16 protein-coding genes and 2 pseudogenes are annotated in these 21,332 nt (G+C 67.5%); 10 read left to right on the top strand and 8 right to left on the bottom strand.

Annotated elements, in window-relative coordinates:
• The first annotated feature begins 89 nt into the window (after positions 1-89).
• Entirely contained in the window at positions 90-1,676 is a 1,587-nt protein-coding gene (locus BMX97_RS28025; RefSeq protein WP_244538676.1) for an ISL3 family transposase, read from the top strand.
• 252 nt (positions 1,677-1,928) lie between these two features.
• Here BMX97_RS28025 and BMX97_RS28030 read toward each other — a convergent pair.
• Positions 1,929-2,141: pseudogene (locus BMX97_RS28030) on the bottom strand (DUF4113 domain-containing protein); the annotation flags it as partial.
• Between the two features lie 659 nt (positions 2,142-2,800).
• Here BMX97_RS28030 and BMX97_RS28040 point away from each other — a divergent pair.
• Together BMX97_RS28040 and BMX97_RS32425 are read left to right on the top strand one after the other, a co-directional pair.
• Positions 2,801-3,427 carry a CatB-related O-acetyltransferase gene (locus BMX97_RS28040; RefSeq protein ID WP_091754457.1) on the top strand — a complete coding sequence of 209 codons (627 nt, stop codon included), beginning with the start codon at positions 2,801-2,803 and terminating at the stop codon, positions 3,425-3,427.
• A 567-nt stretch (positions 3,428-3,994) separates the two neighbouring features.
• A complete protein-coding gene (locus BMX97_RS32425) occupies positions 3,995-4,360 on the top strand; it encodes a hypothetical protein (protein ID WP_143074729.1) in 366 nt (121 codons plus the stop codon).
• A gap of 147 nt (positions 4,361-4,507) precedes the next feature.
• Here the strand turns inward: BMX97_RS32425 and BMX97_RS28045 are convergent.
• Positions 4,508-5,114 (bottom strand): annotated as a pseudogene (locus tag BMX97_RS28045) (SOS response-associated peptidase family protein).
• A gap of 227 nt (positions 5,115-5,341) precedes the next feature.
• Positions 5,342-7,261, bottom strand: coding sequence for a sigma 54-interacting transcriptional regulator (locus tag BMX97_RS28050; RefSeq protein WP_091754458.1), 1,920 nt, complete (start codon positions 7,259-7,261; stop codon positions 5,342-5,344).
• A gap of 161 nt (positions 7,262-7,422) precedes the next feature.
• On the opposite strand from BMX97_RS28050, the gene BMX97_RS28055 reads away from it, so the two are divergent.
• From BMX97_RS28055 to cynS, 4 genes are all read left to right on the top strand, one after another.
• Entirely contained in the window at positions 7,423-8,781 is a 1,359-nt protein-coding gene (locus tag BMX97_RS28055) for a CmpA/NrtA family ABC transporter substrate-binding protein (protein ID WP_091754459.1), read from the top strand.
• A 4-nt stretch (positions 8,782-8,785) separates the two neighbouring features.
• Positions 8,786-9,625 carry a nitrate ABC transporter permease gene (ntrB, locus tag BMX97_RS28060; RefSeq protein ID WP_091754460.1) on the top strand — a complete coding sequence of 280 codons (840 nt, stop codon included), beginning with the start codon at positions 8,786-8,788 and terminating at the stop codon, positions 9,623-9,625.
• Positions 9,626-9,636: 11 nt separating this feature from the next.
• Complete coding sequence (locus BMX97_RS28065; RefSeq protein WP_091754461.1) at positions 9,637-10,614, top strand: ABC transporter ATP-binding protein; 978 nt, start codon at positions 9,637-9,639, stop codon at positions 10,612-10,614.
• 167 nt (positions 10,615-10,781) lie between these two features.
• Positions 10,782-11,270 (top strand): cyanase, encoded by a 489-nt coding sequence (gene cynS / locus BMX97_RS28070; RefSeq protein WP_091754462.1) that lies wholly within the window; start codon positions 10,782-10,784, stop codon positions 11,268-11,270.
• Between the two features lie 114 nt (positions 11,271-11,384).
• On the opposite strand, the gene BMX97_RS28075 is transcribed toward cynS, so the two are convergent.
• Positions 11,385-12,680: a Y-family DNA polymerase gene (locus BMX97_RS28075; protein ID WP_091754463.1), complete on the bottom strand. Its 1,296-nt coding sequence runs from the start codon at positions 12,678-12,680 to the stop codon at positions 11,385-11,387.
• The gene (gene umuD / locus BMX97_RS28080; RefSeq protein WP_091754464.1) at positions 12,677-13,138 is read right to left on the bottom strand and encodes a LexA family protein; all 462 of its coding nucleotides are present in this window, start codon (positions 13,136-13,138) and stop codon (positions 12,677-12,679) included. Before umuD ends, BMX97_RS28075 begins: the two co-directional genes overlap by 4 nt.
• A 1,764-nt stretch (positions 13,139-14,902) precedes the next feature.
• On the opposite strand from umuD, the gene BMX97_RS28085 reads away from it, so the two are divergent.
• Entirely contained in the window at positions 14,903-15,766 is an 864-nt protein-coding gene (locus tag BMX97_RS28085) for a LysR family transcriptional regulator (protein WP_177202379.1), read from the top strand.
• 69 nt (positions 15,767-15,835) lie between these two features.
• Here BMX97_RS28085 and BMX97_RS28090 read toward each other — a convergent pair whose 3' ends face one another.
• On the bottom strand, positions 15,836-16,873 hold the full coding sequence (locus BMX97_RS28090; RefSeq protein ID WP_091754466.1) for a Gfo/Idh/MocA family protein: 1,038 nt from the start codon (positions 16,871-16,873) through the stop codon (positions 15,836-15,838).
• 207 nt (positions 16,874-17,080) lie between these two features.
• Between BMX97_RS28090 and BMX97_RS28095 the strand changes: the two genes are divergently transcribed.
• Both BMX97_RS28095 and BMX97_RS28100 read left to right on the top strand, forming a co-directional pair.
• Positions 17,081-18,286, top strand: coding sequence for a Rossmann-fold NAD(P)-binding domain-containing protein (locus BMX97_RS28095; RefSeq protein WP_091754467.1), 1,206 nt, complete (start codon positions 17,081-17,083; stop codon positions 18,284-18,286).
• Positions 18,283-19,389, top strand: coding sequence for an aminotransferase class V-fold PLP-dependent enzyme (locus BMX97_RS28100; protein ID WP_143074730.1), 1,107 nt, complete (start codon positions 18,283-18,285; stop codon positions 19,387-19,389). The genes BMX97_RS28095 and BMX97_RS28100 overlap by 4 nt, the downstream gene beginning before the upstream one ends.
• A 7-nt stretch (positions 19,390-19,396) precedes the next feature.
• On the opposite strand, the gene BMX97_RS28105 is transcribed toward BMX97_RS28100, so the two are convergent.
• On the bottom strand, positions 19,397-20,359 hold the full coding sequence (locus tag BMX97_RS28105) for an ABC transporter ATP-binding protein (RefSeq protein WP_210187688.1): 963 nt from the start codon (positions 20,357-20,359) through the stop codon (positions 19,397-19,399).
• Positions 20,360-20,390: 31 nt separating this feature from the next.
• Positions 20,391-21,323, bottom strand: a complete 933-nt coding sequence (locus tag BMX97_RS28110; RefSeq protein ID WP_177202380.1) for an ABC transporter ATP-binding protein — start codon at positions 21,321-21,323, stop codon at positions 20,391-20,393.
• Between the last annotated feature and the right edge of the window lie 9 nt (positions 21,324-21,332).

Raw genomic sequence — 21,332 nt, forward strand, 5'->3', positions numbered from 1 at the left:
GGCTCTCCCGCGTTTGTGGTGCAGCCGGGCGGCGAGTCACGGGGCCGCACGGATCGTGAACATCAGGACCGGCCTACACATCTGATCTGGTGCCCAAACGCCTGCTGCCCCTCATCCCCGCCGGTCTCGTCGTCGATCAGGTCGACCTCGAGCCTGACCAAATCATCATCCGTACCCATCCCCGCGCGACGGCTGCCGGCTGCCCAGGATGTGGAGAGACCTCGGCCCGTCCCCACTCGCGCTACACCCGCACCCTGGCCGACCTTCCATGGCAAGGCCGGCGCGTCGTCATCGCGGTCCAAACGCGGCGATGGCGGTGCCCGCAGCCACACTGCCCCCGCCGTGTCTTCGCCGAGCGGCTCGCCGGCGTTGCTCAGGCCGGCGCACGCCGCACTCACCGCCTCGGGGACCTGCAGCATCACCTCAGTCTCGCACTCGGTGGTGAAGCCGGCGCACGCCTGGCGGGGCGCCTCGGCCTGCCGGCCAGCCCCGACACGCTGCTGCGCCTCGTGCGAGGTCGTGCGCCCGCACAGGTCGAGCGCACACCGCGGGTGCTCGGCATCGATGATTGGGCCTGGCGGCGTGGTCAGCGCTACGGCACGATCCTGTGCGATCTGGAACGAGGCCAGGTCATCGACCTGCTGCCCGATCGCGAGGCCGCCACCGTAGCAGACTGGCTGCAGCAGCATCCCGGCGTCGAGGTCGTAGCTCGTGACCGCGCCGGTGCCTACGCCGATGGCGTGCGTCGTGGCGCCCCCGGGGCGGTCCAGGTCGCCGATCGATGGCATCTGCTCTGCAACGGCTCGCAAGCGCTGGTGCAGGTGCTCGGCCGGCACCGCGGCGAGTTCTCCCGGGTCGCGCGAACCATCGTGAGCCGAGCCGAAGCGGAAGCGCCGCCGGTCGAACCCCGTCCGGCCACCAAGGCCCAGCGGCGACAGCAGCAGGGTCGGGCTGACCGGGAGGCCCGCTTCCAGCATGTTGCAGCCCTGGCTCGGGACGGGCAGGGCATCCGCGCCATCGTGCGCGAGACCGGGCTGTCGCGTAACACGGTGCGGCACTGGCTGCGGGCCGGCACGGCGCCGACCTGGCACAAAGGCGAACGAACGCGGATCACTGATCCCTTCGTGCCCTACCTCGTGCGGCGGCTCGATGAAGGCGAGTGCAACGCGACGCGGTTGTGGCGCGAGCTGCAGGCCTCGGGCTTCCGGGGTGGCGTGATGAGCGTCCGGCTCTGCGTTGCAGCTCTCAGGGGCGGCCCGCCGCGGATGCGACCTGCCCCTGGTCCAGTCTGGCGCCGCCCGTCGCCGCGGCGGGCGGCGCGGCTTCTCCTGACCGACGGTGAGCATGGCGAGATGGACGGGCGCTTCCTCGATGCTCTGGTGGCCGCCGTCCCGGAGATCGAGCGTGCGCTCGCGGAGGTGAAAGCCTTCACGGTGATCGTGCGGGAGCAGGATCAGGCCGGGTTCGGTGCGTGGCTGGATCGCTGTCGCGATGGCCCGCTGAGCGGCCTGGCGGAGGGGTTGAGGCGGGATCGAGCCGCCGTGGAAGCAGCGCTTGCGCTGTCCTGGAGCACGAGCCCGGTCGAGGGACAGATCAACCGCGTGAAGACGCTGAAGCGGACGATGTATGGGCGTGCCAAGCTCGACCTGCTGCGCGCCCGGGTGCTGGCGGCGTGACCGCTACGCCTGCACCACAAATGCGGGAGAGCCAGTTTCTCATCGGCGGCTACACAAACTGACGCCCAGCCGATGCCCCCGGACTTGGGATCATACCGGCTAAGATGTACTCAACACCATAATCTGAGAGTTCTCGGCGAATGAGATTTCCTACGTCGTCCGGGCTGGCGGTTCGGTCAAGCGCTCGCAGAAACGCAAGTGTGGTATCCAGAGTCTTGCGTGTCATGGCCGGCCGTCTTCAGATAAAGGCGCCTAAGATAGCTCTGCCAACGCGATCTGCATCGCCGGGAGAATATGAAAAGCCTGATGCGCTGCTTGAACGGCAGGCACCTCGCTCAACCGCGTCGTTAACCGCGGCGGGCGCATCTCAAATCGCGTTGACCAGATGCGCTTTTCCATCAGCCCAGCGCGTGCTGGCACCACCGCGCCACGCCCGAACCGGCTGTCGCAGGCGTCCATGACCGAGAAATACGATCACGCGAATCTCGACGACCTCCGGCAGGCCATGGTCGATACGGTCGCCGACGACGCTGATCGGCGCCAGAACTCCCGAACAACCTCCCGAAGACTGTTCTGCGGACGTTTTCCCTGGCTCTGCTCAACCGGATGAGCCGGGTTATGAAAGCCGACTCGCCCACCATCCCCGACACCGTCCTCACTTGGTCCCGCGGCCTCGCCAGCCCCTCCCCGGGCGTCGTCTGATGCCGCGAGCTGCGGCCCGACGAATGGGCCGAGACCCGCCGGCGCTGCGACGAGTTCATCGAGTGGTCGGGGATGCAGGCGCACTCGGCCGGGTGGGATACCCTCTCACTTTTTGCGGTGGGGCCGGACGCCGGCACGCGCCGCGGCGATTTTTTCGGAGCGCTGATGCCGTTCACTTGCGACGTGGGCGAGTCCACGGACGAGTGGATCGCGTTCGGGGTGGGGCGAAAGTACTGGCACCAGCCCGTGAAGATGCCGGGCATGGTGCCGGTGTGAGGCGTCAGGCGCTGGCCGGCGGCGAGGCCTACCTTAGGGACCCCGTCGTAGCCGGTTGCGAACCAGATAGGCGATAAAAGCTCCATGCCGCGGTAGCCGCTCCCATGTAGGCTGCTTTGCCCAGCCTTCGGCGCCAAAATGAGATAATGACTAGGCCCCATCCGGTATTCTCTGAACTGACGCGCCTCCGCCTCGCTAGCGAAATTGCCACCTGGGGATGGGACATTGGTGACCACACTTATGGGGTTCCGCGCATCCTGGAGCCAGATCTAGCACGGCTGCGCATCGGACAATTTTGCTCCATCGGCCCGAACGTGACGATCGTTCTAGGAAACCACCGAACCGACCTCGTCACGACCTATCCGTTCCGGGCGATCAGTGCGCTCTCGGGGGCCTGGCCTACGGCTGTTGGTGCCGGCGATGATCATGATACCCGTGGCGACGTATCGATCGGACACGACGTCTGGCTCGGAACCAACAGCACGATCCTGTCGGGCACGCAGATCGGGTCCGGCGCGATCGTCGGTGCGGGCAGCTTGGTTCGCGGCCAGGTGCCTCCCTACGCGATCGTGGCCGGCAATCCAGCCAAAATAGTACGCTACCGCTTCGAGCCAGCTACCATCGCCCGCCTCCTTCGCGTTGCGTGGTGGGACTGGTCAGAGGAAAAGATCGCGTCGATGATGTCAGCTCTCCTCAATCCAGATTTGGATGCGTTTCTTGCTGCGGCCGAAGGGAGCTCTACAGTGCCAGATCTAGAAGGTGAGGTCCTGTAGCATCGCCCCGAGGTCGTCGCGGCGGTCGTGGTGAACGCCCGCAGCGTCGAGGTGCTGGCGCGGGATGGCGTGACCGGGGCGCAGGAGCGGAATGCGATCAAGACGGCGATCCTGCTGGCGCCGGTCGGATGAGTGCCGGCATCTACCTCCGTCCTTGTGCTGGCCTGCGCCTGGGTCGCGGTGACGGGCCCGATGATGGAGGACGGTGAACGTGGTGGACAGACCACGTCGATGACCCATCCTTTCACAGATCGCGGTTCGACCGACGTCGTCGCCTGCGATCTCTATGAGCGCAACCGTCAAATGAACCAGTGCTTCCCCGCTTGGGACGATCTCGACCTGACCGACCCTGGCACGCCAGTCCGATCCGGCTCGGCTACGACTGGGCCCGGGACTTCCAGGTGACGGGCAGTAGAGACCCAGGGTGAGGCGTAGCGGCAAGCCGCGCCGAACCTACGACGCGGACGGCAGAGGGATCGCGCCTCCACGGTGATAGCCCCTACGAACCATTCCCTTTGCGGCACGTTGATCCATCACTTCGATGAGCGTTCGGCAGAGGTTCTTGTGATGAATAAGCTGCTCTTGCAGGCGATAACTAATGCTTACGCATTGGGATTTACAACCGTGGCAATGGCTGTCGTCCCCGCACAGCAACAAGAGCAATTCGATGGCAACGCGCATCAAAATCGCGGCATGATCTATAAAATAAATGACCATCCTGATAGCCTTGATGCACATGGTGCAGAAAAATTGGCCGAAGAAGGTGGCTACAAAATATTATCAGGTATTGAAAAGAAGAGTGATATTTTCGTAATGCTCGGAGAAAAGGGTGGATTCTATTCTGAATTGCATATCACGAAAGACAGAAAAATTTACGTCGAACGGACGGTAGGCCGGAACGATCCTGAGTGGCAGTCAAAAATCAAACGGTAAGACACTACTCGAACTATATTTTTCGCCGGACGGATACACTCATCGTCGGCACCTCGTTCAACCGCGTCGTGGAATCGCAGCCAGCTATTGAGGGCGCTGATGGGGCTGAGGCGGCGGCGGGGTGGTCAGACGGGGACGCCAGCATCATCAGTTCCCGTCATTCCGCTCGTCCCGCGCCAACTCGACCATCAACTCGTCCGGGACGGGCCGCTGCAACTGCAGCGGTCTCCTCGGCCGGCGCCTCGAGCCATGAACGCTGTTCCTCCGCACACGTCAGCAGCCCCGGCATCGCCTTCGGGTGCACCGGCCCGACCACGCCGTTTGCCTCGGTCGCCAGGAACGAGAACAGCCAGTGCTCCTCCTCGACCGGCTCAACCCGCTTCAGCCCGGGCACACCGGTCCAGGGCCGCCAGATGCGCGCGAAAGCGAACAGCGGCCGTCTCTCATCAAGGGCGAACCACACCGGCGTCTTGCGCGGCTTCGCGTCGTCATACTCGCTGAACGGGGTGACCGGCACCAGGCAGCGGTGCGCCGGCTTGAGCCAGGGACGCCAATAGGGCGAGGCGACGTTGCGCACGTTGGTGACTGGCTGCGTGCCGACCTTCAGGAGCGGCGGGAAGCCCCAGCGCATCATCGTCAGCACCCGGGCGCCGTCGGCGCTGTAGACGACGGGCGCCATCTGGTCGGGGAAGATCCCAGGCATCGGTGGCAGGTTGCCGGCCTCGCCGCAATCGACTGTGAAGGCACGCCGGATCTCGTCCTAAGAGCGGGCGGAGCTGTAGAAGTCGCGCAAGCCTCGAATCGTAGCCGATTACTCCCTGTTCGTCGCTCGATGCCAGGCGGGCTTCGGCAGTCGCGCAGGGAAGCAGGCCGGCCCGTCGCCACGTTCACGCGTCATCACCACCAGCGTTGCCTCTCCCGGTTGTGTTTAGGTAACAGATCCCGGCGGCATGACCTCGGCGGCTCCGCATCGTCCAGAGATCATGCCTTCTTGATCCCGTGGGATTTGATGCGGGATGCAAGCGTCGTAGGGCGAATGCCAAGCAGTTCGGCGGCGCCGCCCGGCCCGAACACCTTACCGTCGCACAGGGCCAGCGCCTCGACGATCTCGGCCCGGTCGCGAGCCCGCCGCTCCGCCTCGCTGCGCGGACGATATCCGGAGGAGGCGACAGCGTGATCGGGCCGGGCGGCGGCCTCGCCTGGGGTGGACTCTTCCACCTCCCCTTCGGAAAGATCGAGGCGGAGGCGCCCGCGCTGGGCCAGGATCACGCCGCGCTCGATCACGTTCTCAAGTTCGCGCACGTTACCGGGCCAGCCGTAGCGGATGAGGCGGCGGACATCGCCCTCCGTCAGGCGGGGTTCGGGGACACCGAGGCGGTGCGCCGCCCCGGTGAGCATATGCTGAGCGATGAGTGGGATGTCTTCTGGCCGTTCGCGCAAGGGGGTCGCACTGATCGGGAAGACGTTGAGGCGAAAGTACAAATCGCCGCGGAAGCGGCCCTGGCGGACCTCCTCCTTCAGGTCGCGGTTCGTAGCCGCGACGAGGCGCACGTCAACCGCTCGGGTGCGTTCCTCGCCAACGCGTTCGAAGGAGCGTTCCTGAAGCACCCGCAGGAGCTTGCCCTGGAGGTCGAGCGGAATCTCGCCGACCTCGTCGAGGAACAGCGTGCCGCCATCGGCCAGTTCGAAGCGTCCAACGCGGTCGCGCAATGCCCCGGTGAAGGACCCGCGGGCATGGCCGAAGAACTCGCTCTCGAACAGTTCGCGCGGAACCGCGGCGCAGTTCACCCGGATGAGCGGGCGCCCGCGGCGGCGGCTCGCCTCGTGAATCGCGCGGGCGATCAGCTCCTTACCGGTGCCGGACTCGCCGGTGACCAGCACCGTGGCGTCGGTGCCGGCGACGAGGTCGATCTGTCGCCGGATCGCCTCGATGGCCGGGCTCTGCCCGATGATGCCCTGGTGATGGCTGCCGGCCCGGATCTCCTCCTTGAGGTAGGCGTTCTCGAGCTCCAGGCGCTCGCGTAGAGATACAACCTCGGCCAGCGCGTGGCGGAGGCGCTCGTCCGCCTCGCGGCGCTGGCTGACGTCGCGAAACACGATGACGGCGCCGACGAGCGCGCCGCGGTCGCGGATCGGGGTCGAGGTGTACTCGACCGGAAACGAGGTGCCGTCGCGGCGCCAGAACACCTCGTCGTCGACCTGATGCACCGCGCCGTCCCGGAAGGCGGCGTAGATCGGGCAGTCCCGATGCGGGTAGTGGCAGCCGTCTGGATGGGTGTGATGCACGGCGGCGTGCATGTCGCGGCCAACGAGGTCGGCGGCAGCCCAGCCCAGCATGCGCTCGGCGGCCGGGTTGACGAAGGTCGTCACCCCCTCGGCATTGACGCCGTAGATGCCTTCGCCTGCGGCGCGCAGGATCAGCTGGTTCTCGCGCTCGATATCGCGAAAGATCCGCTCCATGCGCTGCCATTCCGACAGGCCTGCGCGCATGTGGCGGTCGGCCTCGCGGTCGACTTGGCGCTGGCGTCGCTCGTCAAGGTCGAACAGGGTGAAGAGAACGAGCCGGTTTGGCAGTACCGTGCCGACGGTCTCAACGGAGAGGACGCGGCCCGCCCCATGTCGGGGCGTGAGCGTGTGGGTCCACCAGCGGCCCTTGGCCTGGACGCCCTGCGTGAACACGATCAGGGCAGGCAACTGACCGGGATGCACTGTGCTTGCCGCCATGCCGACCAGCACATCGCGCGCATGGCCGAGGAGGCGCGAGGCGGCGCCGTTGGCGTCGACGATCCGGTCGGCATCCGGATCAAGCACCAGCATGGCTTCCGCGCTGGCCTCGAAGACAGCTCCGAAGCCGGCCACACCGCTGCGATCAGCCGTGGTCTCCCGTGTAGATTCGAGCATCACGAGATCTCGTCAAAAAGCTACGACATCTCGTGTTTACACGAGATGTCGTGATTGCGCACACTCCAGCCAAGTGGTTGATCGAGCGTGTTTTATTTTTCCCGCCCGGCTTGGCATACTCTTTGCCAACTCTCTCGCGTCCCGAACTGCGCGAGGCGCCGATGGCCCTGTTCGACAACCCCTTCGATGCCAGACGCCGCCTCGCCCGCGGCGGCTGCTCCTGCGGCGCCCATGCGAGCGAGGCAGCTCACGACGCAGCCTCGACGGGCGAAGCAGCCATGGAGCGGGCGGTGGAGGGCGCTGTGATGCGTGCGCTCTTCCCCCACGATGCCGAGCGCCGCGCCTTCCTGCGCAGCGTCGGGGCCGCCACGGCGCTCGCCGCCGTAAGCCAGTTCTTCCCGACCAAGCTCGTCACCGAGGCCTTTGCGCAGGGCGCGAAGCCTGAGAAGACCGACCTGAAGGTCGGCTTTATCCCGATCACCTGCGCTACGCCGATCATCATGGCCAAGCCCATGGGCTTCTACGAGAAGCAGGGCCTGAACGTCGAGGTTGTGAAGACCGCCGGCTGGGCGGTGATCCGCGACAAGACCCTGAACAAGGAATACGACGCCGCCCATATGCTGGCGCCGATGCCTATCGCGATCTCGCTCGGGCTCGGCTCAAACCCGCAGGCCTACACGATGCCGGCGGTCGAGAACGTCAACGGCCAGGCGATCACCCTAGCGATGAAGCATAAGGAACGGCGCAACCCGAAGGACTGGAAGGGCTTCAAGCTCGCCGTCCCGTTCGATTACTCGATGCACAACTACCTGCTACGCTACTACCTGGCGGAGGCGGGCATCGACCCCGACACCGACGTGCAGATCCGCGCCGTGCCGCCGCCCGACATGGTGGCGAACCTGCGCGCCGATAACATAGACGGCTTCCTCGCCCCCGATCCGGTGAACCAGCGCGCGGTCTACGACGGCGTCGGCTTCATCCACATCCTGTCGAAGGAGATCTGGGACCGCCACCCGTGCTGCGCCTTCGCGGCCTCGGAGGTTTTCATCAAGGAGACGCCGAACACCTACGCGGCACTGCTGCGGGCGGTCATCCAGGCGACGGCCTATGCCTCGAACAAGGACAACCGCAAGGAGATCGCAGCCGCGATCGCCCCAGCGAACTACCTCAACCAGCCGCTGACCGTGGTCGAGCAGGTGCTCACCGGCACCTTCGCGGACGGCCTGGGCCAGGTGCGCCGCGTACCCGACCGTGTCGATTTCGACGCCTTCCCCTGGCAGTCCTTTGCGGTGTGGATCCTGACTCAGATGAAGCGCTGGGGCCAGCTCAAGGGCGACGTCGATTACGCGGCGGTGGCGCGTCAGGTCTACCTCGCGACCGACGCCGCTCGGCTGATGAAGCAGGACGGTTTCACACCCCCTGAGACCACCACCAAGAGCTTCTCGGTGATGGGCAAGACCTTCGATCCGGCAAAACCAAAGGAGTACCTCGATTCCTTCCAGATCAAGCGGGCGGGCTAAAACCATGACGCGCTCACTCAACCTCCGCGCCGCGGTCCTCGCTCTGACGCTGCTCGCCGCGATCCTGCTCGTGTGGCAGGTCGCGGTGAGCGGGACCGCAAAGACCGAGGCGATGGACCCCGAATACGCCGCCCTGATGGGCGCCACCGCCACCACCGGCAAGTCGGCGATGCCGGGTCCGCTCGACGTCGGCGCGACGATCTGGACGCACCTGAAGGACCCGTTCTACGACCGCGGCCCGAACGACAAGGGGCTCGGCATCCAGCTCGCCTACTCGATCGGGCGCGTCGCGCTCGGCTACGGGCTCGCGGTGCTGGTCGCAATACCGGTCGGCTTCCTGATCGGTATGTCGCCTTTGATGAGCCGGGCGCTCGACCCCTATATCCAGATCCTGAAACCGGTCTCGCCGCTCGCCTGGATGCCGCTCGCCCTCTACACAATCAAGGATTCGGGACTGTCGGCAATTTTCGTGATCTTCATCTGCTCCTTGTGGCCGATGCTGATCAATACGGTGTTCGGGGTATCGAGCACCCGCAAGGAATGGCTTAACGTCGCCCGCACGCTCGAGGTTGGGCCGGTCCGGCGCGCCTTCACGGTAATCCTGCCGGCCGCCGCCCCGACCATCCTCACCGGCATGCGCATCTCGATCGGCATCGCTTGGCTCGTCATCGTTGCGGCCGAGATGCTCGTCGGCGGCACCGGCATCGGCTACTTCGTCTGGAACGAGTGGAACAACCTCTCGATCACCAACGTGATTACCTCGATCCTGTTGATCGGCCTCGTCGGCATGATCCTCGACCAGTTGCTCGCCCGCGCTCAGCGCCTCGTCACCTTCCCTGAGTGAGGCGCAAGACCATGAACAAGCTCCTTCCCTTCGTGCGGCGCGTCTCCGATGCCGTCCCCGACCAGAAACCCGGGACCGGTCGCATGTCCACCTCCGAAAAATTCATCTCGATCGAGGGGATCGCCCGGCGCTATCCGGCGCCGATGGGTAAGACAACAACGATCTTCGAGAACCTGTGGCTGCCGATGCGGCGCGGCGAGTTTGTCTGCATGATTGGGCATTCCGGCTGCGGCAAGACCACAGTACTGAATATCCTGGCCGGGCTCGAGGCGCCCTCCGAGGGTGCGGTGATTGTCGACGGGCAGGCGCTCCAGGGCACCAGCCTCGACCGGGCGGTGATCTTCCAGGGCCACGCCCTGCTGCCCTGGCGCAGCGTGCTCGGCAACGTCGCCTACGCGGTGTCGTCACGCTGGCGCAAGGCACCGAAGGCCGAGATAGAGGCGCGGGCGAAGAAAGCGATTGCCACGGTCGGTCTTGCCGGCTCCGAGCACAAAAAGCCGTCCGAATTGTCGGGCGGTATGAAGCAGCGCGTCGGCATCGCCCGCGCCCTGTCGATTGAACCCAAGATCCTCTTGATGGACGAGCCGTTCTCGGCTCTCGACGCACTGACCCGAGGCACTCTGCAAGACGAGGTGCGCCGCATCTGCGTAGAGACCGGCCAGACCGTGTTCATGATCACCCACGACGTCGACGAGGCGATCTACCTCGCCGACCGGATCGTCCTCATGACGAATGGGCCGGAGGCGAAAGTCGCCGAGATCGTCGAGAACCCGCTGCCAAAGGACCGCGACCGCACCCAGCTCCATCACGCGCCGGGCTATTACGCGTTGCGCAACCACCTGATCGACTTTCTCGTGTCGCGCTCCAGGACCCTGCGCGACGCGATGCCGGCCGGCTACGACCAGCGCCACCCGCCGGTCGTCCGCCCGACGCTGAGCGAGGCCGACGCCGCCACGATCGCGGCCGAGCCGCCCCCCCGCCGGGCCTGACCCGCGCAACCCCTTCCGATCCCGGGCACGACGCCGCGCCGCTTTCGACGACCGGCGCCCGGGACCGTGCCGAACGGGATAGGGCGTGGGGAAACGAATCTCCCCGTCCGATGCCGAGCCCTAACACGCGCTGCCCGCAGGACGGCGCTGATCCACGGAGAAACCTCATGAAGCGCGAAGACCTCACCGAGAAGCTGCTCGATATCAAGCGCGAGAAGGGCTGGACTTGGAAGCACATCCAGGAGGAGATCGGCGGCATCTCGCCGATCCTGATCACCGCCGCCTGCATGGGCCAGATGAAGCTGCCGAAGGCGCAAGCGGCGAAAGCGGCCACCCTGTTCGGCCTGACCCAGGCCGAGGAGCGGATGCTGAACGAGGCGCCCTATCGCGGCTCGATTCCGCAGATGCCACCGACCGACCCGTTGATCTACCGCTTCTACGAGTTGGTCATGGTCTACGGCACAACCTGGAAGGAGCTGATCCAGGAAGATTTCGGCGACGGCATCATGTCGGCGATCGACTTCAACATGACAATGGAGCGCGAGCCCAACAACAAGGGCGACCGTGTCAAGATGAGCTTGTCGGGAAAGTTCCTACCATACAAGTACTATGGCAACGAAGAGGGCGTTTCCGAGTACGGATTTAAGGAATCATGAGGATTATGGCTGGCTCTAAATTAGAGTCAGCCATATATCTGCGAATTTTGCCATGTAAATTACTTATATTAATGAGATAGACAAATATTATTTGATTACATGCTAGACATAATTTCACATAGTTGCACTGACTGCAGGAACTTCAGTCAACCGCGTTGTGAACCGCGGCGAGCGCATCTCGAATTTCGTCGACCAGATGCGCTTCTCGACTAGCCCCGCCCGTGCCGGCACCACCGCGCCGCGCCCGAACCGGCTGTTGCAGGCGTCCATGGCCGCCATCAGCGCACCAGACTTCTCCCGGTCGAGACCGCCGAACAGCGGGCGGGGCGCCCCGTCGAGCGGCACGAGATCCTTCGTGACCAATCCCGCCTTGCTGTAGCGCCAGGGCGTCGGTCCCTGCTCCTTCCAGGTCTTCGCCACGCCGTGCAGCGCCGCCTGGATCAGGTGGCGGCTGTCGTTCGTCGCCTCGGGCAGATGGACCACCGTCGAGACCGCGCGCATCGGGTCGCCCCGGTCGTGCTCGCTGGTGTGGTAGAAGACGGTCACGGCGGAAACGGCGAGCCCGTCGCGTCGCAGCTTCTCGCCGAGCCGTGTCGCATGCGCCGCCACCGCCTGCTCCAGCACCGTCCGTTCGGTGATCCGGGACGAGAACGATCGGGTGACCGCGCAGCCCTTGCGCCGGGCCGGCACGATCTCGAGCGGCAGGCAGGCGCGGCCGCGCAGCTCGTGGATGATGCGCTCGCCCACCACCGTCAGCGAGGCCCGCGCCGGTCGGGGATCGAGGTCGCGCAGGTCCGCCACCGTGTCGACGCCCATGGCCTCCAGGCGCGCCCGCGAGGCACGCCCGATGCCCCAGACCTCGCCGACCGAGATCCCGACCATCCAGGCAGCGCGCTCTGCCTCGTCCGAGAGGTCGCACACGCCCCCGAGTTCGGGGACCGACTTGGCGATGTGGTTGGCGAGCTTGGCGAGCGTCTTCGTCGGTCCGATCCCGACGCAGGTCGGCAGGCCAGTCCACTGCCGCACCGTCGATCGAAGATCCCTCGCCAGCGCCACCCGGTCGCGCTCGCGCACGTCGGAGAGGTCGAGGAAACTCTCGTCGATCGAGTAGATCTCCACGTCCGGCGCGAACTGCCGGTAGACGGTGTTGGCCCGGGCCGACATGTCGCCGTAGAGGGCGTAGTTCGAGGAGAAGACGCGCACGCCCTTGGACCGGCACAGCTGCCGGATCTTGAAGTAGGGCTCGCCCATGCGGATCCCGAGCGCCTTGGCCTCGGAGGTGCGGGCGATGGCGCAGCCGTCGTTGTTCGAGAGCACGATCACCGGCACGCCGGTCAGCTTCGGATCGAACACGCGCTCGCAGGAGCAGTAGAACGAGTTCCCGTCGATGAGCGCGATCGCCCGGCTCATCGTTTGATGCTCGCTCTCGCCTTCACGTGGTGCCAGCGTACCGAGAACAGCAGCACGCCCCAGAGCAGGCCTTCCTCCAGGTCCTCCAGGACGAATTCGCCCATCTCCGGGTTGTCGAAGGAGAGGGATAGCCGGTTGCCCTGGGCGACCAGGCGCTTGAGGCTCATCTCGCCATTGACCACCGCGACGACGACCGCGCCCGACGAGGGCGAGAGCGAGCGATCGACGACGGCGAGATCCTCGTCGTGGATGCCGGCCCCCTTCATCGACCAGCCGCGCACCCGCCAGATGAAGGTGGCGGGCGGGTTCGGGACGAGCCAGCGCGGAAGCTCGAGCGCCCCTTCGATGAAGTCCTCGGCCGGGCTCGGGAACCCGGCGCAGAGCGTCGGGAGCATGAACGGGATCCGCACGAGCCCGCTGTCGTCCGCCGCCTCCGCACCGACCCGATAGAGACTCACGCGCGCCCTCCATGTTAGAACGAAAAGAGAACAAACAGGCTTGCGGTTCCCGGTCAAGGCCGAGCTTCTCCTGGCGCGGTGCGACTACGGACGACGGCGCCCGATCGGCACGAGCAGAGCGTGCTGCGATCTTGACGGCGAATGCCGTCGGGGGTTCGCCCAGCAGCACGGGCTTGCTCGCCCGTCATTCATATGCGCCGGACGCGCCGCCGCCACGGAGCTGGCGCGGTGGGTCGCCATGAGGAACCCGGGCAATACCGCCGTGGCTCCGGGGTGCGAGGGAGGCTGACGCTGTTCTTACGAGAACCGGCTCCTTGTCCAAAGCAACATCGGGTACGGCTCAATGCAGCGGCCATCGGAGGCTCTGCGGAGGCGAACGATCGGTCAAGATGGACGACGAACCGAACCATCCGGCCTACGGAACGGCGGAGATGGTCCGCGATTGTGCGGCGGAATGTGCAGAGCTCTCTGCGACGTTCCTCTCGGGGCGGCGATGCGGCTGCGGGGCAACGACTTGCCGGGATATCGCTGTGCGATGCATTGCACGGCGGCTGCCACGAAATGCGCCCGCGAACTCGCCGCCCTGCTGGGCGAGGATGCGGCCCTCGACCACCGGCCCGACCGGCAGGGGCGTCCAAGGCTCACTGTCTGATCCTCCGGCGTTCCCGCGGGACACCGGGACTGTTTGCGCTCTGCCCGGGCGCGAGGCCGCCGTCAGCCGAGCGGATGCGCCGTCGATTCTAGGAGGATTTGATGTCGAGCGAGCGGCCCGCATCGGGCCGCCCCTGATCGCAGCGTCGCCGGTGGAAGAGGCCAACCTTGAGTGGTAGAAAGAAGCTCTTGAGCTGGGGACTATAGAGAACTCAAGCCAGCGCGGCCTCGGAGGGTTTCGCCAGCACTTCGGTGAGTTGCTCGCACCAAGGCTCGCGCTGCGGCTAGGCTGCTGCGGGTCCGAGCGATAGATGAGCTCGGCGGCAAGTCGATCGGCTCCGCCGGCCGGGTCCAGTCGGCAATCGGTCTGGCCTCCGCGACGAGGTCGATGTAGGGGAACCGAGTCCCATGGGTTTCGGTGGGTTCGTTCAGCAGCGTCTCCCCAGCAAGAATCGAAACGCGTGCACCCCCGCGGAATGGTCGAACATCGACGCGACGAAATCGGTCTTGTTCCTGACCATGAGAATACCTCGTCCGAAAAACAGGAAGTCCGGCCGCATCCGCGATATCCAGGCGGACGGTCTCGGTTCCGGGGTCGTTGAAGGCATCGCCCCAGGCCGAGAACTTCGCGGCCCATTCCCGACCGCCGGCGCGGATTTGCGCCCCTGGGACACGATCTTGGCGCCCCCGCCATCGGCACCGTGCCTGATCCATCGAGCGTGGCGGCGTGACGCGTCGCCGGCCCCGATGCTTTCTCTGGATCCCGCTTGATCCTCGCCGACGACGCGGTGCGCCCAATCGCCATCGGTCTCGACCTCACGCAGAAACCGTCTTCCCGACAGGAGCCGTGTCCGACGTCGATGCAAGACCCCACCACTCAGTCCTAACATTGATTGCAATGATGCCCTATTCCAAATTGATGACTCTTTTTCTACGGCATTATTACGGTCAAAATTAATAAATCTCAGAACAAACAAACGTCATCCCTATTAGATCATGTCGTATTTATGTGAAAAACACATTTCTAATTTTTCTATCTTACATTATTTTTTCTATTTGTTACGATTAACTAGTAGGTTTTATTGCGGCTTCCGGCCGTCGACAGGCAGTGTCATGAGACGACGGCTCCCCCCGTGGCGTGGGATCGAGGCCTTCGAGGCGGTCGCGGCCGCCGGGACGGTGACCGGCGCGGCAGCGCGCCTGCACCTGTCCGAGAGTGCCGTGAGCCGGCAGATCCGGGCGGTCGAGATCGACTTGGGGACGCCGCTCCTGCTCCGTCTGCCCAGCGGCCTCGTTCTCACGGCAGCAGGCGCCGACCTCCTCCCGGTGGTGGTGCACGCCCTCGACAGTCTCGAGAGCGCGACCGAACGGCTGCGGATACATCCCCGGGCACCCCGCCTCACCGTCGGCTGCGACCCGGCGCTCGCCGAACGCTGGCTGATCCCGCTTCTCGCTGCAGCTCCACCACCCAGGGCGGTCGTGGTCGAGCTGACCTCGCTCGACATGGGCAGCGGTCGCGCCGTGCCCCACCTGAGGATCGCGTGGCAGGACGTCGACGAGGAAACACCCACATCGACGTCACTGCTTCCGGACGCCTTCGGCCCAGTCCATCGCCCCCTTGCAGTGGAACCGACCCGGCCGTGGGCCGGAATTACCCGAATCCACGCCCGGTCGTGGCCCGACGCCTGGGAGCGCTGGGACCGCGCCGCCGGAGGGATCGCCGATTGTCGGGCGGGCGAGGTATTCATGGCCGATCTCGCCCTCGCCGTTCGCGGCGCCGAGGTCGGTCTCGGCCGTACGATCGTTCCCGAAGCGCTGGTGCGGCCGGAGCTCGCTGACGGCCGATTGATCGCTCCGTCCGGCTTCCGGCCGCTCGGACGTCGCGTCGGCATCGTGCCGAGCGACAACGCGATCATGCCTGCCGCACTGGTACCAGTGTGCCGCGAGTTCATCGCCTGGCTGCGCCTTGAGGCCTGAGGCTTCGCCGGGAGGTCGGGGCAGGCCGGCGCCCTGCGAGCTTCACGAGAGGGGATCGCGGGGCCCGGCTCAGGCCGTCTGCCGGTCGGCGCAGCGAGTCTCCCGGCAGCTCGGTGCTCGAGCCTGCACCGTCATCCTCACGCCGCCGGAGCGGATCGACGCGATGGTGGCCTCGAGCACGGCCACCCCGTGCGCCACCTCGTCGAGGGGGACCGGGTAGGCCTCGTCTCCCCGCACGGCCCGGGCGAACGCTTCGAGCTCGGCCCGCTCGGTGTCGAGGACGGGAAACGCGACGTGGCGCGAAACGCCGGAGCGCTCGACGATCTGCAGGCTCGTCTCGTCTGGCATGACGGCGTAGCCCCGGACGCCAAACACGCGCAGCTGCCAGGTCCAGGCCGTGGCCATGAGCGTCGCGACATGGCCCGACGGCCCCGACCGGAAGCGCAGCATCGCGCTCGTCGTGTCGTCCATCGGGATCGCGACGGCCCGCCGCATGCTCTGGGCCGTCACCTCCTCGACTGGTCCGAGGCCGTCGATCAGGGCGTCGAGGCTGTGGATGCCCATCGCGGTCAGGCCGCCGGCCGGCGCGTCCGCATCGCCGGCCCGCCAGGCATCCGGCGTGTAGGCGAGGCCGAAGGCGCCGGCGAACAGGGCCTCGGCATGCAGGATCGTCCCGAGTTCGCCGGCGCGCAGGAGGTCGCGCAGCGCCCGGAAGGCGGGCAGGAACCGGCGATTGTGGCCGAGCGCCAGCACGCGCCCGGCCGCCGCGCAGGCCGCAATCGCGGATTGCGCCTCCGCGAGGGTCAAGGCGAGAGGCTTCTCGACGAAGACGTGCTTTCCGGCCCCGGCCGCGGCGCAAACCTGGCCGGGGTGAAGGCTGTGAGGGGTCGCAAGCACCACCGCGTCGACATTCGGGTCGGCCAGGCACGCCTCATAGGATGCAAGCTGCAGACGCTGGCGGTTCGCGTATGGCTGCGCACGCGCGGGTGAGCGCACGGCGGCGTGGGTGAAATAGATCTCGGACCCGCGGGGCTGCCCGTCCTCCTGCACCGACGCGACGAGGCGGCGGCCCCAGCCGCCGAGACCAACGATTGCTGCCCGGATCACACCCGACCTCCATAAGACGCTCAGTGGCCCGTCACGCGGGGGCGGACCGCCGCCCCGCAGCCGGGCGCGAACGATCGCGCCGCAAGGCGATCGCCGCCATTGCCGTTACGGAAATTCGAGTTGCCGGAACGGCAATGGCTCGCGGCGCACTCAATCCCGCAGGCTGACCTCGTCCAAACCCCGGATCAGACGCGGTGGGAGGTAGTGATGCGGATCGGTGTTCTGCGCGAGCGCAAGCCCAACGAGACGCGGGTCGCCCTGACCCCGCGCGAGGTCGCCGTCCTGGTCGGGCACGGTCACGCGGTCGACGTCGAGCCCGGCGCGGGAGAGGCTGCCGGCCATCCCGACGCAGCCTTCGTCAGGGCCGGTGCTGTCGTGTCGGCAAAGAAGCAAATTCTTGGGGCGTGCCAGCTCCTCCTGAAGGTCAAGGCACCGCTACCGGAAGAGTACGAGGATTATAGCCCAGGCCACATCCTGATGACCTTCCTGCATTTCGACGAGAACATCGACCCGGTGTCATTGGAACGCCTGGTCGCCAGAGGGTTTCTCGGCATTGCCTGCGAAGCGGTGCGGGTATCCGGCCGCGCGCCGATCCTCGAGCCGATGAGCCGCCTCACCGGGCAGCTCTTCGCCCAGCGGGCAATCGAGCTCTGCACGCACCACTCCGGCCGCCTGGCCTCGGGACTCGACCCGGCGCTCGGCCCGGTCGGAGCGCTCCTGATCGGGACCGGCGAGATCGGTCTCTCGGTGCTCCAGGTCTGGCACGCCCTGCGGCTGCAGCTGACCGTGCTCGCCAACCGGGACCGCGCAGCGGTCAACGCGCAAGCCAATCATCGTTTCGGGACGCGGAACCACGACTACCTGCCGGCCGACGCGGTCCGTTTCCTGCGGATGGACGTGACCGATCCGGCCCGCACCCAGGCCGCGCTCGCGGCCGCGCTCCCGTCGGTCGCTATCGTCCTCAACGCCGCGGTCCGCCGTCCCAGCCTGCCGCCCGACCGGCTGCCCCACCTGATCACGCGGCCGATGCTGGCGGCCCTCGCTCCCGGCTCGATCGTGTGCGACGCCACCGCCTGCGACCGCGACCTGATCGAGACCTGCCTGTCCTCGCCGGATCTCGCGGCGATCGAGACGATCGACGGGATCGTCCATTACAGCCCCGACCACATTCCGGCCCTGGTGCCGCGCACGGCGAGCGATCTGTACGCGGCGGCTCTCCTGCCTTTCGTGATCGCTCTGGCCGACGAGGGCGTGGGGGGCGCACTCGGCCCCGACACGCCGCTCCGCGGAGCGATCGCCTGCGGCGCCGGCCGTCTCACAGACGCCCGCAGCGCCGCCCGGAAGGGCCTCTCGGCCACGCCCGTCGACGCGGTGCTGGCGGCCTGGTCGACGGGTGCGGGGTGCGCGGCATGACCCCCTCCCCTTCCCTCCTCGTGACGCCAGGCCCCGTCGCGACGAGCCCGGCCGTCCGCGCTGCGATGACCGTCGACCGCTCGGCAGCCGAGCCCGGGATGATCGCGGCGCTCCGGCAGATGCAGACCCGGATCGGCGCTCTCGTCCGGGCGGACGCGGCCTACGCGGTGATCCCGGTCCCGGGGAGTGCCACCCAGGCCAACGAGATGGTGCTGCGCGCCCTGCCCCCACCGGGCGCCACGGTGCTGATCGTGACGAACGGCGCCTATGGTGACTGGCTCGCGAGCCTGTGCGTGGCGATGGGCCGTGGGCATCGCGTCCTGCGTAGCGCACCGCTCGGGCCGATCCCGCCCGAACGGGTCGCCACCGTCCTCGAGGCGGATACCGCGATCAGCCACGTCGCGTTCGTCCACGTCGAAACGAGCTCGGGGCTGCTCAATCCGTTACCGGAGATCGCCGCGATCTGCCGCCGCCTCGGTCGCGGGCTGATCGTCGATGCCGTCGCCGCGGCGGGCATTGTCCCGCTCGACGTCGCGCACGCCCGGCCGGAAGCGGTTGTCCTGTCCTCGAACAAGGGGCTGCAGGGCCCGCCCGGCCTCGCTTGGGTGGTGACGGAACGCGCCGCGCTCGAGCGGGGGCGGGGGTTTGCGGCCTCCTCCAGTCTCGACCTGTTCGATCAGCACCAGCACGTCGAGCGCACCGGGACGTTCCGGTTCACCCCGCCGACCCAGGTGCTCTGCGGCGTGGCCGCCGCCCTCGAGGAACTCGAAGCCGAGGGATTGTCGGCTCGTTCGGCGCGATACCGGGAGAACTGGGTGGCCGCCGCCGCCGTCCTCACGGCGGCGGGCTTCCCGCCCCTGCTGCGGCCGCCGCACGCGGCCCCGATCGTGGTGACCGTGGCGCTCCCGGAGGATGGCCCCTCCCCTGCCGGCGTGACCGACGCGATGGCGCACCGCGGCTATGTGCTCGTGCCGGGCCGGCTCGCCGTGCCGCGCACCGTCCGGCTCGGCTGCATCGGCGCGCTCACGCCGGCGGACACGGCGCGGGCCGCTAAGGCCCTCGCCGAGGTGCTGAGCGCCGGCCCGCCGACAGCGGCGGGATGACCCGGCCTCACGCCCGGGCGGTCACGGCGTCCCGATGCCCCTTGGGCAAGGTCCTCTCGGGTGAGGCCGTGCCGGGCAAGGTTCCTTCGGCCAGGGCTCCTTCGGGATGAAAGCAGGCAAGCCCGGTCTCGTCGAGGGGCGGGCGGGCTTCGAAGCAGCCGGGCTGGCGGCGGCGGCAGGCCGGCGCGTAGAAGCAAGCCTCGCGCGAACCGAGCCGGGGATCGGTCCCGGCGGCGCCGTCATAGGCGGCCCCGGCGACGAGCCGCGCGGTATAGGGATGGCGGGGGCGACCCAGCACCACTTCGGGCGTCCCCACTTCCACGATCCGGCCGAGATACATCACCGCGATGCGGTGGCAGAGGAACTGTGCGGCCGCGAGGTCGTGGGTGATGAACAGGAGCCCGACCCCCGTCTCGGCGTTCGTGCGACGCACGAGGTTGAGGATCTGGGCGCGCACCGACACGTCGAGCTTCGAGACCGGCTCGTCCGCCACGATGAAGTCCGGGCGGGTGGCGAGTGCCCGCGCCATCGCGACGCGCTGGAGCTGGCCGCCCGACAGCGCGTGGGGGAAGCGCACGGCGTGCTCTGACGCCAGCCCGACCTGCGCGAACAGCGCCGCCACGATGTCCTCGCGCGCGGAGGGCAGCCCGATGCGGTGGACGTCGAGGGCGAGACGCACCGCGTCGCCGACCCGCCGCCGCGGGTTGAAGGAGCCGAGCGGGTCCTGGAACACCATCTGGAGCCGCCGCTGCGTCGGCGTGCCGGGGGCGAGCGGCGCTCCGCCGAGGCGGATCGCCCCGCGCGTCGGGCTGTGCCGGCCGACGAGGGTCAGGCCGAGCGTCGTCTTGCCCGAGCCGGACTCACCGACGAGGCCGACGATCTCGCCAGGCGCGAGGGTCAGATCGACGTCATCGAGGATCCGCATCCGGCGGGCGCGCCAGCGCGACGGCAGGCGCATCTCGAGACTCACGCGATCGATGACGAGGGGATCGGCTGGACGATCAGGCATCGGGATGATGGCACCGCAGGAGATGGCCGGGACGCAGGGCGGAAAGGCGGGGCGGATCCGAGCGGCACAGGGCGTCGGCCCGCGGGCAGCGACCGAGGAACGGGCAGCCGCCGGTCGGCGGGCGACCCGGCTCGCCCGCCATCTCGACGAGTACGGCATCGCGCGCGGCGAGCGAACGGACCGTGGCGATCAGACCGCGCGTGTAGGGGTGGCGGGGGGTGTCGAGGACGGTGTCGGCCGGACCGATCTCGACGATCGTGCCGGCAACCATGACGGCGACGCGGTCGCACAGGCGGCGCGCCGCGGGAAGATCGTGGGTGACGAACAGAATCGCGCAGCCGGTGCGTCGCTGCCGCTCGCGGACGAGGTCGAGAATCTGCTGGGCCACCACGGCGTCGAGGTTCGTGGTCGGCTCGTCGGCCACGATGAGGTCGGGCTCGAGGGCCCCAACCATCGCGATGAGGACGCGCTGGAGCATGCCGCCGCTGAGCTGATGCGGATAGGCGGCGAGGACCTGGTCGGCCGCCCGGACGCCGACCTCCGACAGCCAACGGGCGGCGGCGTCGGGCCGCCGGTCCCCACGTCGGCGCAGGACAGCCCGCATGTGCCAGCCGATGCGCTTGGCCGGGTTGAAGGCACCGACCGGATCCTGGACGATCATCCCGAGGCGCCGCCCGCGAAGCGGCGCCAGCACCGCCTCGCCGCGCAGCAGGTCGTGGCCGTCGAAGGTGAGCCGTCGGGCCGTGGCGCTCGCCCCGGATGGCAAGAGCCCCAGGAGGGCAAGGCCCGTGAGGGTCTTGCCCGAGCCCGATTCGCCGATCAGGCCGAGGGTCTCGCCGCGCGCGAGCGTGAAGTCGATCCCCGCGACCGCCGTCCAGGCCCCGGCGGGACCCGGGACGCTCACCGCGAGATCGGCGATGGTCAAGAGAGGGGT

Origin of the sequence: Methylobacterium sp. ap11, assembly GCF_900110515.1 — a bacterium.
GTDB lineage: Bacteria > Pseudomonadota > Alphaproteobacteria > Rhizobiales > Beijerinckiaceae > Methylobacterium > Methylobacterium ajmalii.

Coding starts and splice junctions, on each gene's coding strand:
- BMX97_RS28100 (WP_143074730.1), top strand. CDS start 18,283: ATGACCCCCTCCCCTTCCCTCCTCGTGACGCCAGGCCCCGTCGCGACG.
- BMX97_RS28040 (WP_091754457.1), top strand. CDS start 2,801: ATGACTAGGCCCCATCCGGTATTCTCTGAACTGACGCGCCTCCGCCTC.
- BMX97_RS28065 (WP_091754461.1), top strand. CDS start 9,637: ATGAACAAGCTCCTTCCCTTCGTGCGGCGCGTCTCCGATGCCGTCCCC.
- BMX97_RS32425 (WP_143074729.1), top strand. CDS start 3,995: ATGAATAAGCTGCTCTTGCAGGCGATAACTAATGCTTACGCATTGGGA.
- ntrB (WP_091754460.1), top strand. CDS start 8,786: ATGACGCGCTCACTCAACCTCCGCGCCGCGGTCCTCGCTCTGACGCTG.
- BMX97_RS28050 (WP_091754458.1), bottom strand. CDS start 7,261: ATGCTCGAATCTACACGGGAGACCACGGCTGATCGCAGCGGTGTGGCC.
- BMX97_RS28095 (WP_091754467.1), top strand. CDS start 17,081: ATGCGGATCGGTGTTCTGCGCGAGCGCAAGCCCAACGAGACGCGGGTC.
- BMX97_RS28055 (WP_091754459.1), top strand. CDS start 7,423: ATGGCCCTGTTCGACAACCCCTTCGATGCCAGACGCCGCCTCGCCCGC.
- BMX97_RS28075 (WP_091754463.1), bottom strand. CDS start 12,680: ATGAGCCGGGCGATCGCGCTCATCGACGGGAACTCGTTCTACTGCTCC.
- BMX97_RS28085 (WP_177202379.1), top strand. CDS start 14,903: ATGAGACGACGGCTCCCCCCGTGGCGTGGGATCGAGGCCTTCGAGGCG.
- cynS (WP_091754462.1), top strand. CDS start 10,782: ATGAAGCGCGAAGACCTCACCGAGAAGCTGCTCGATATCAAGCGCGAG.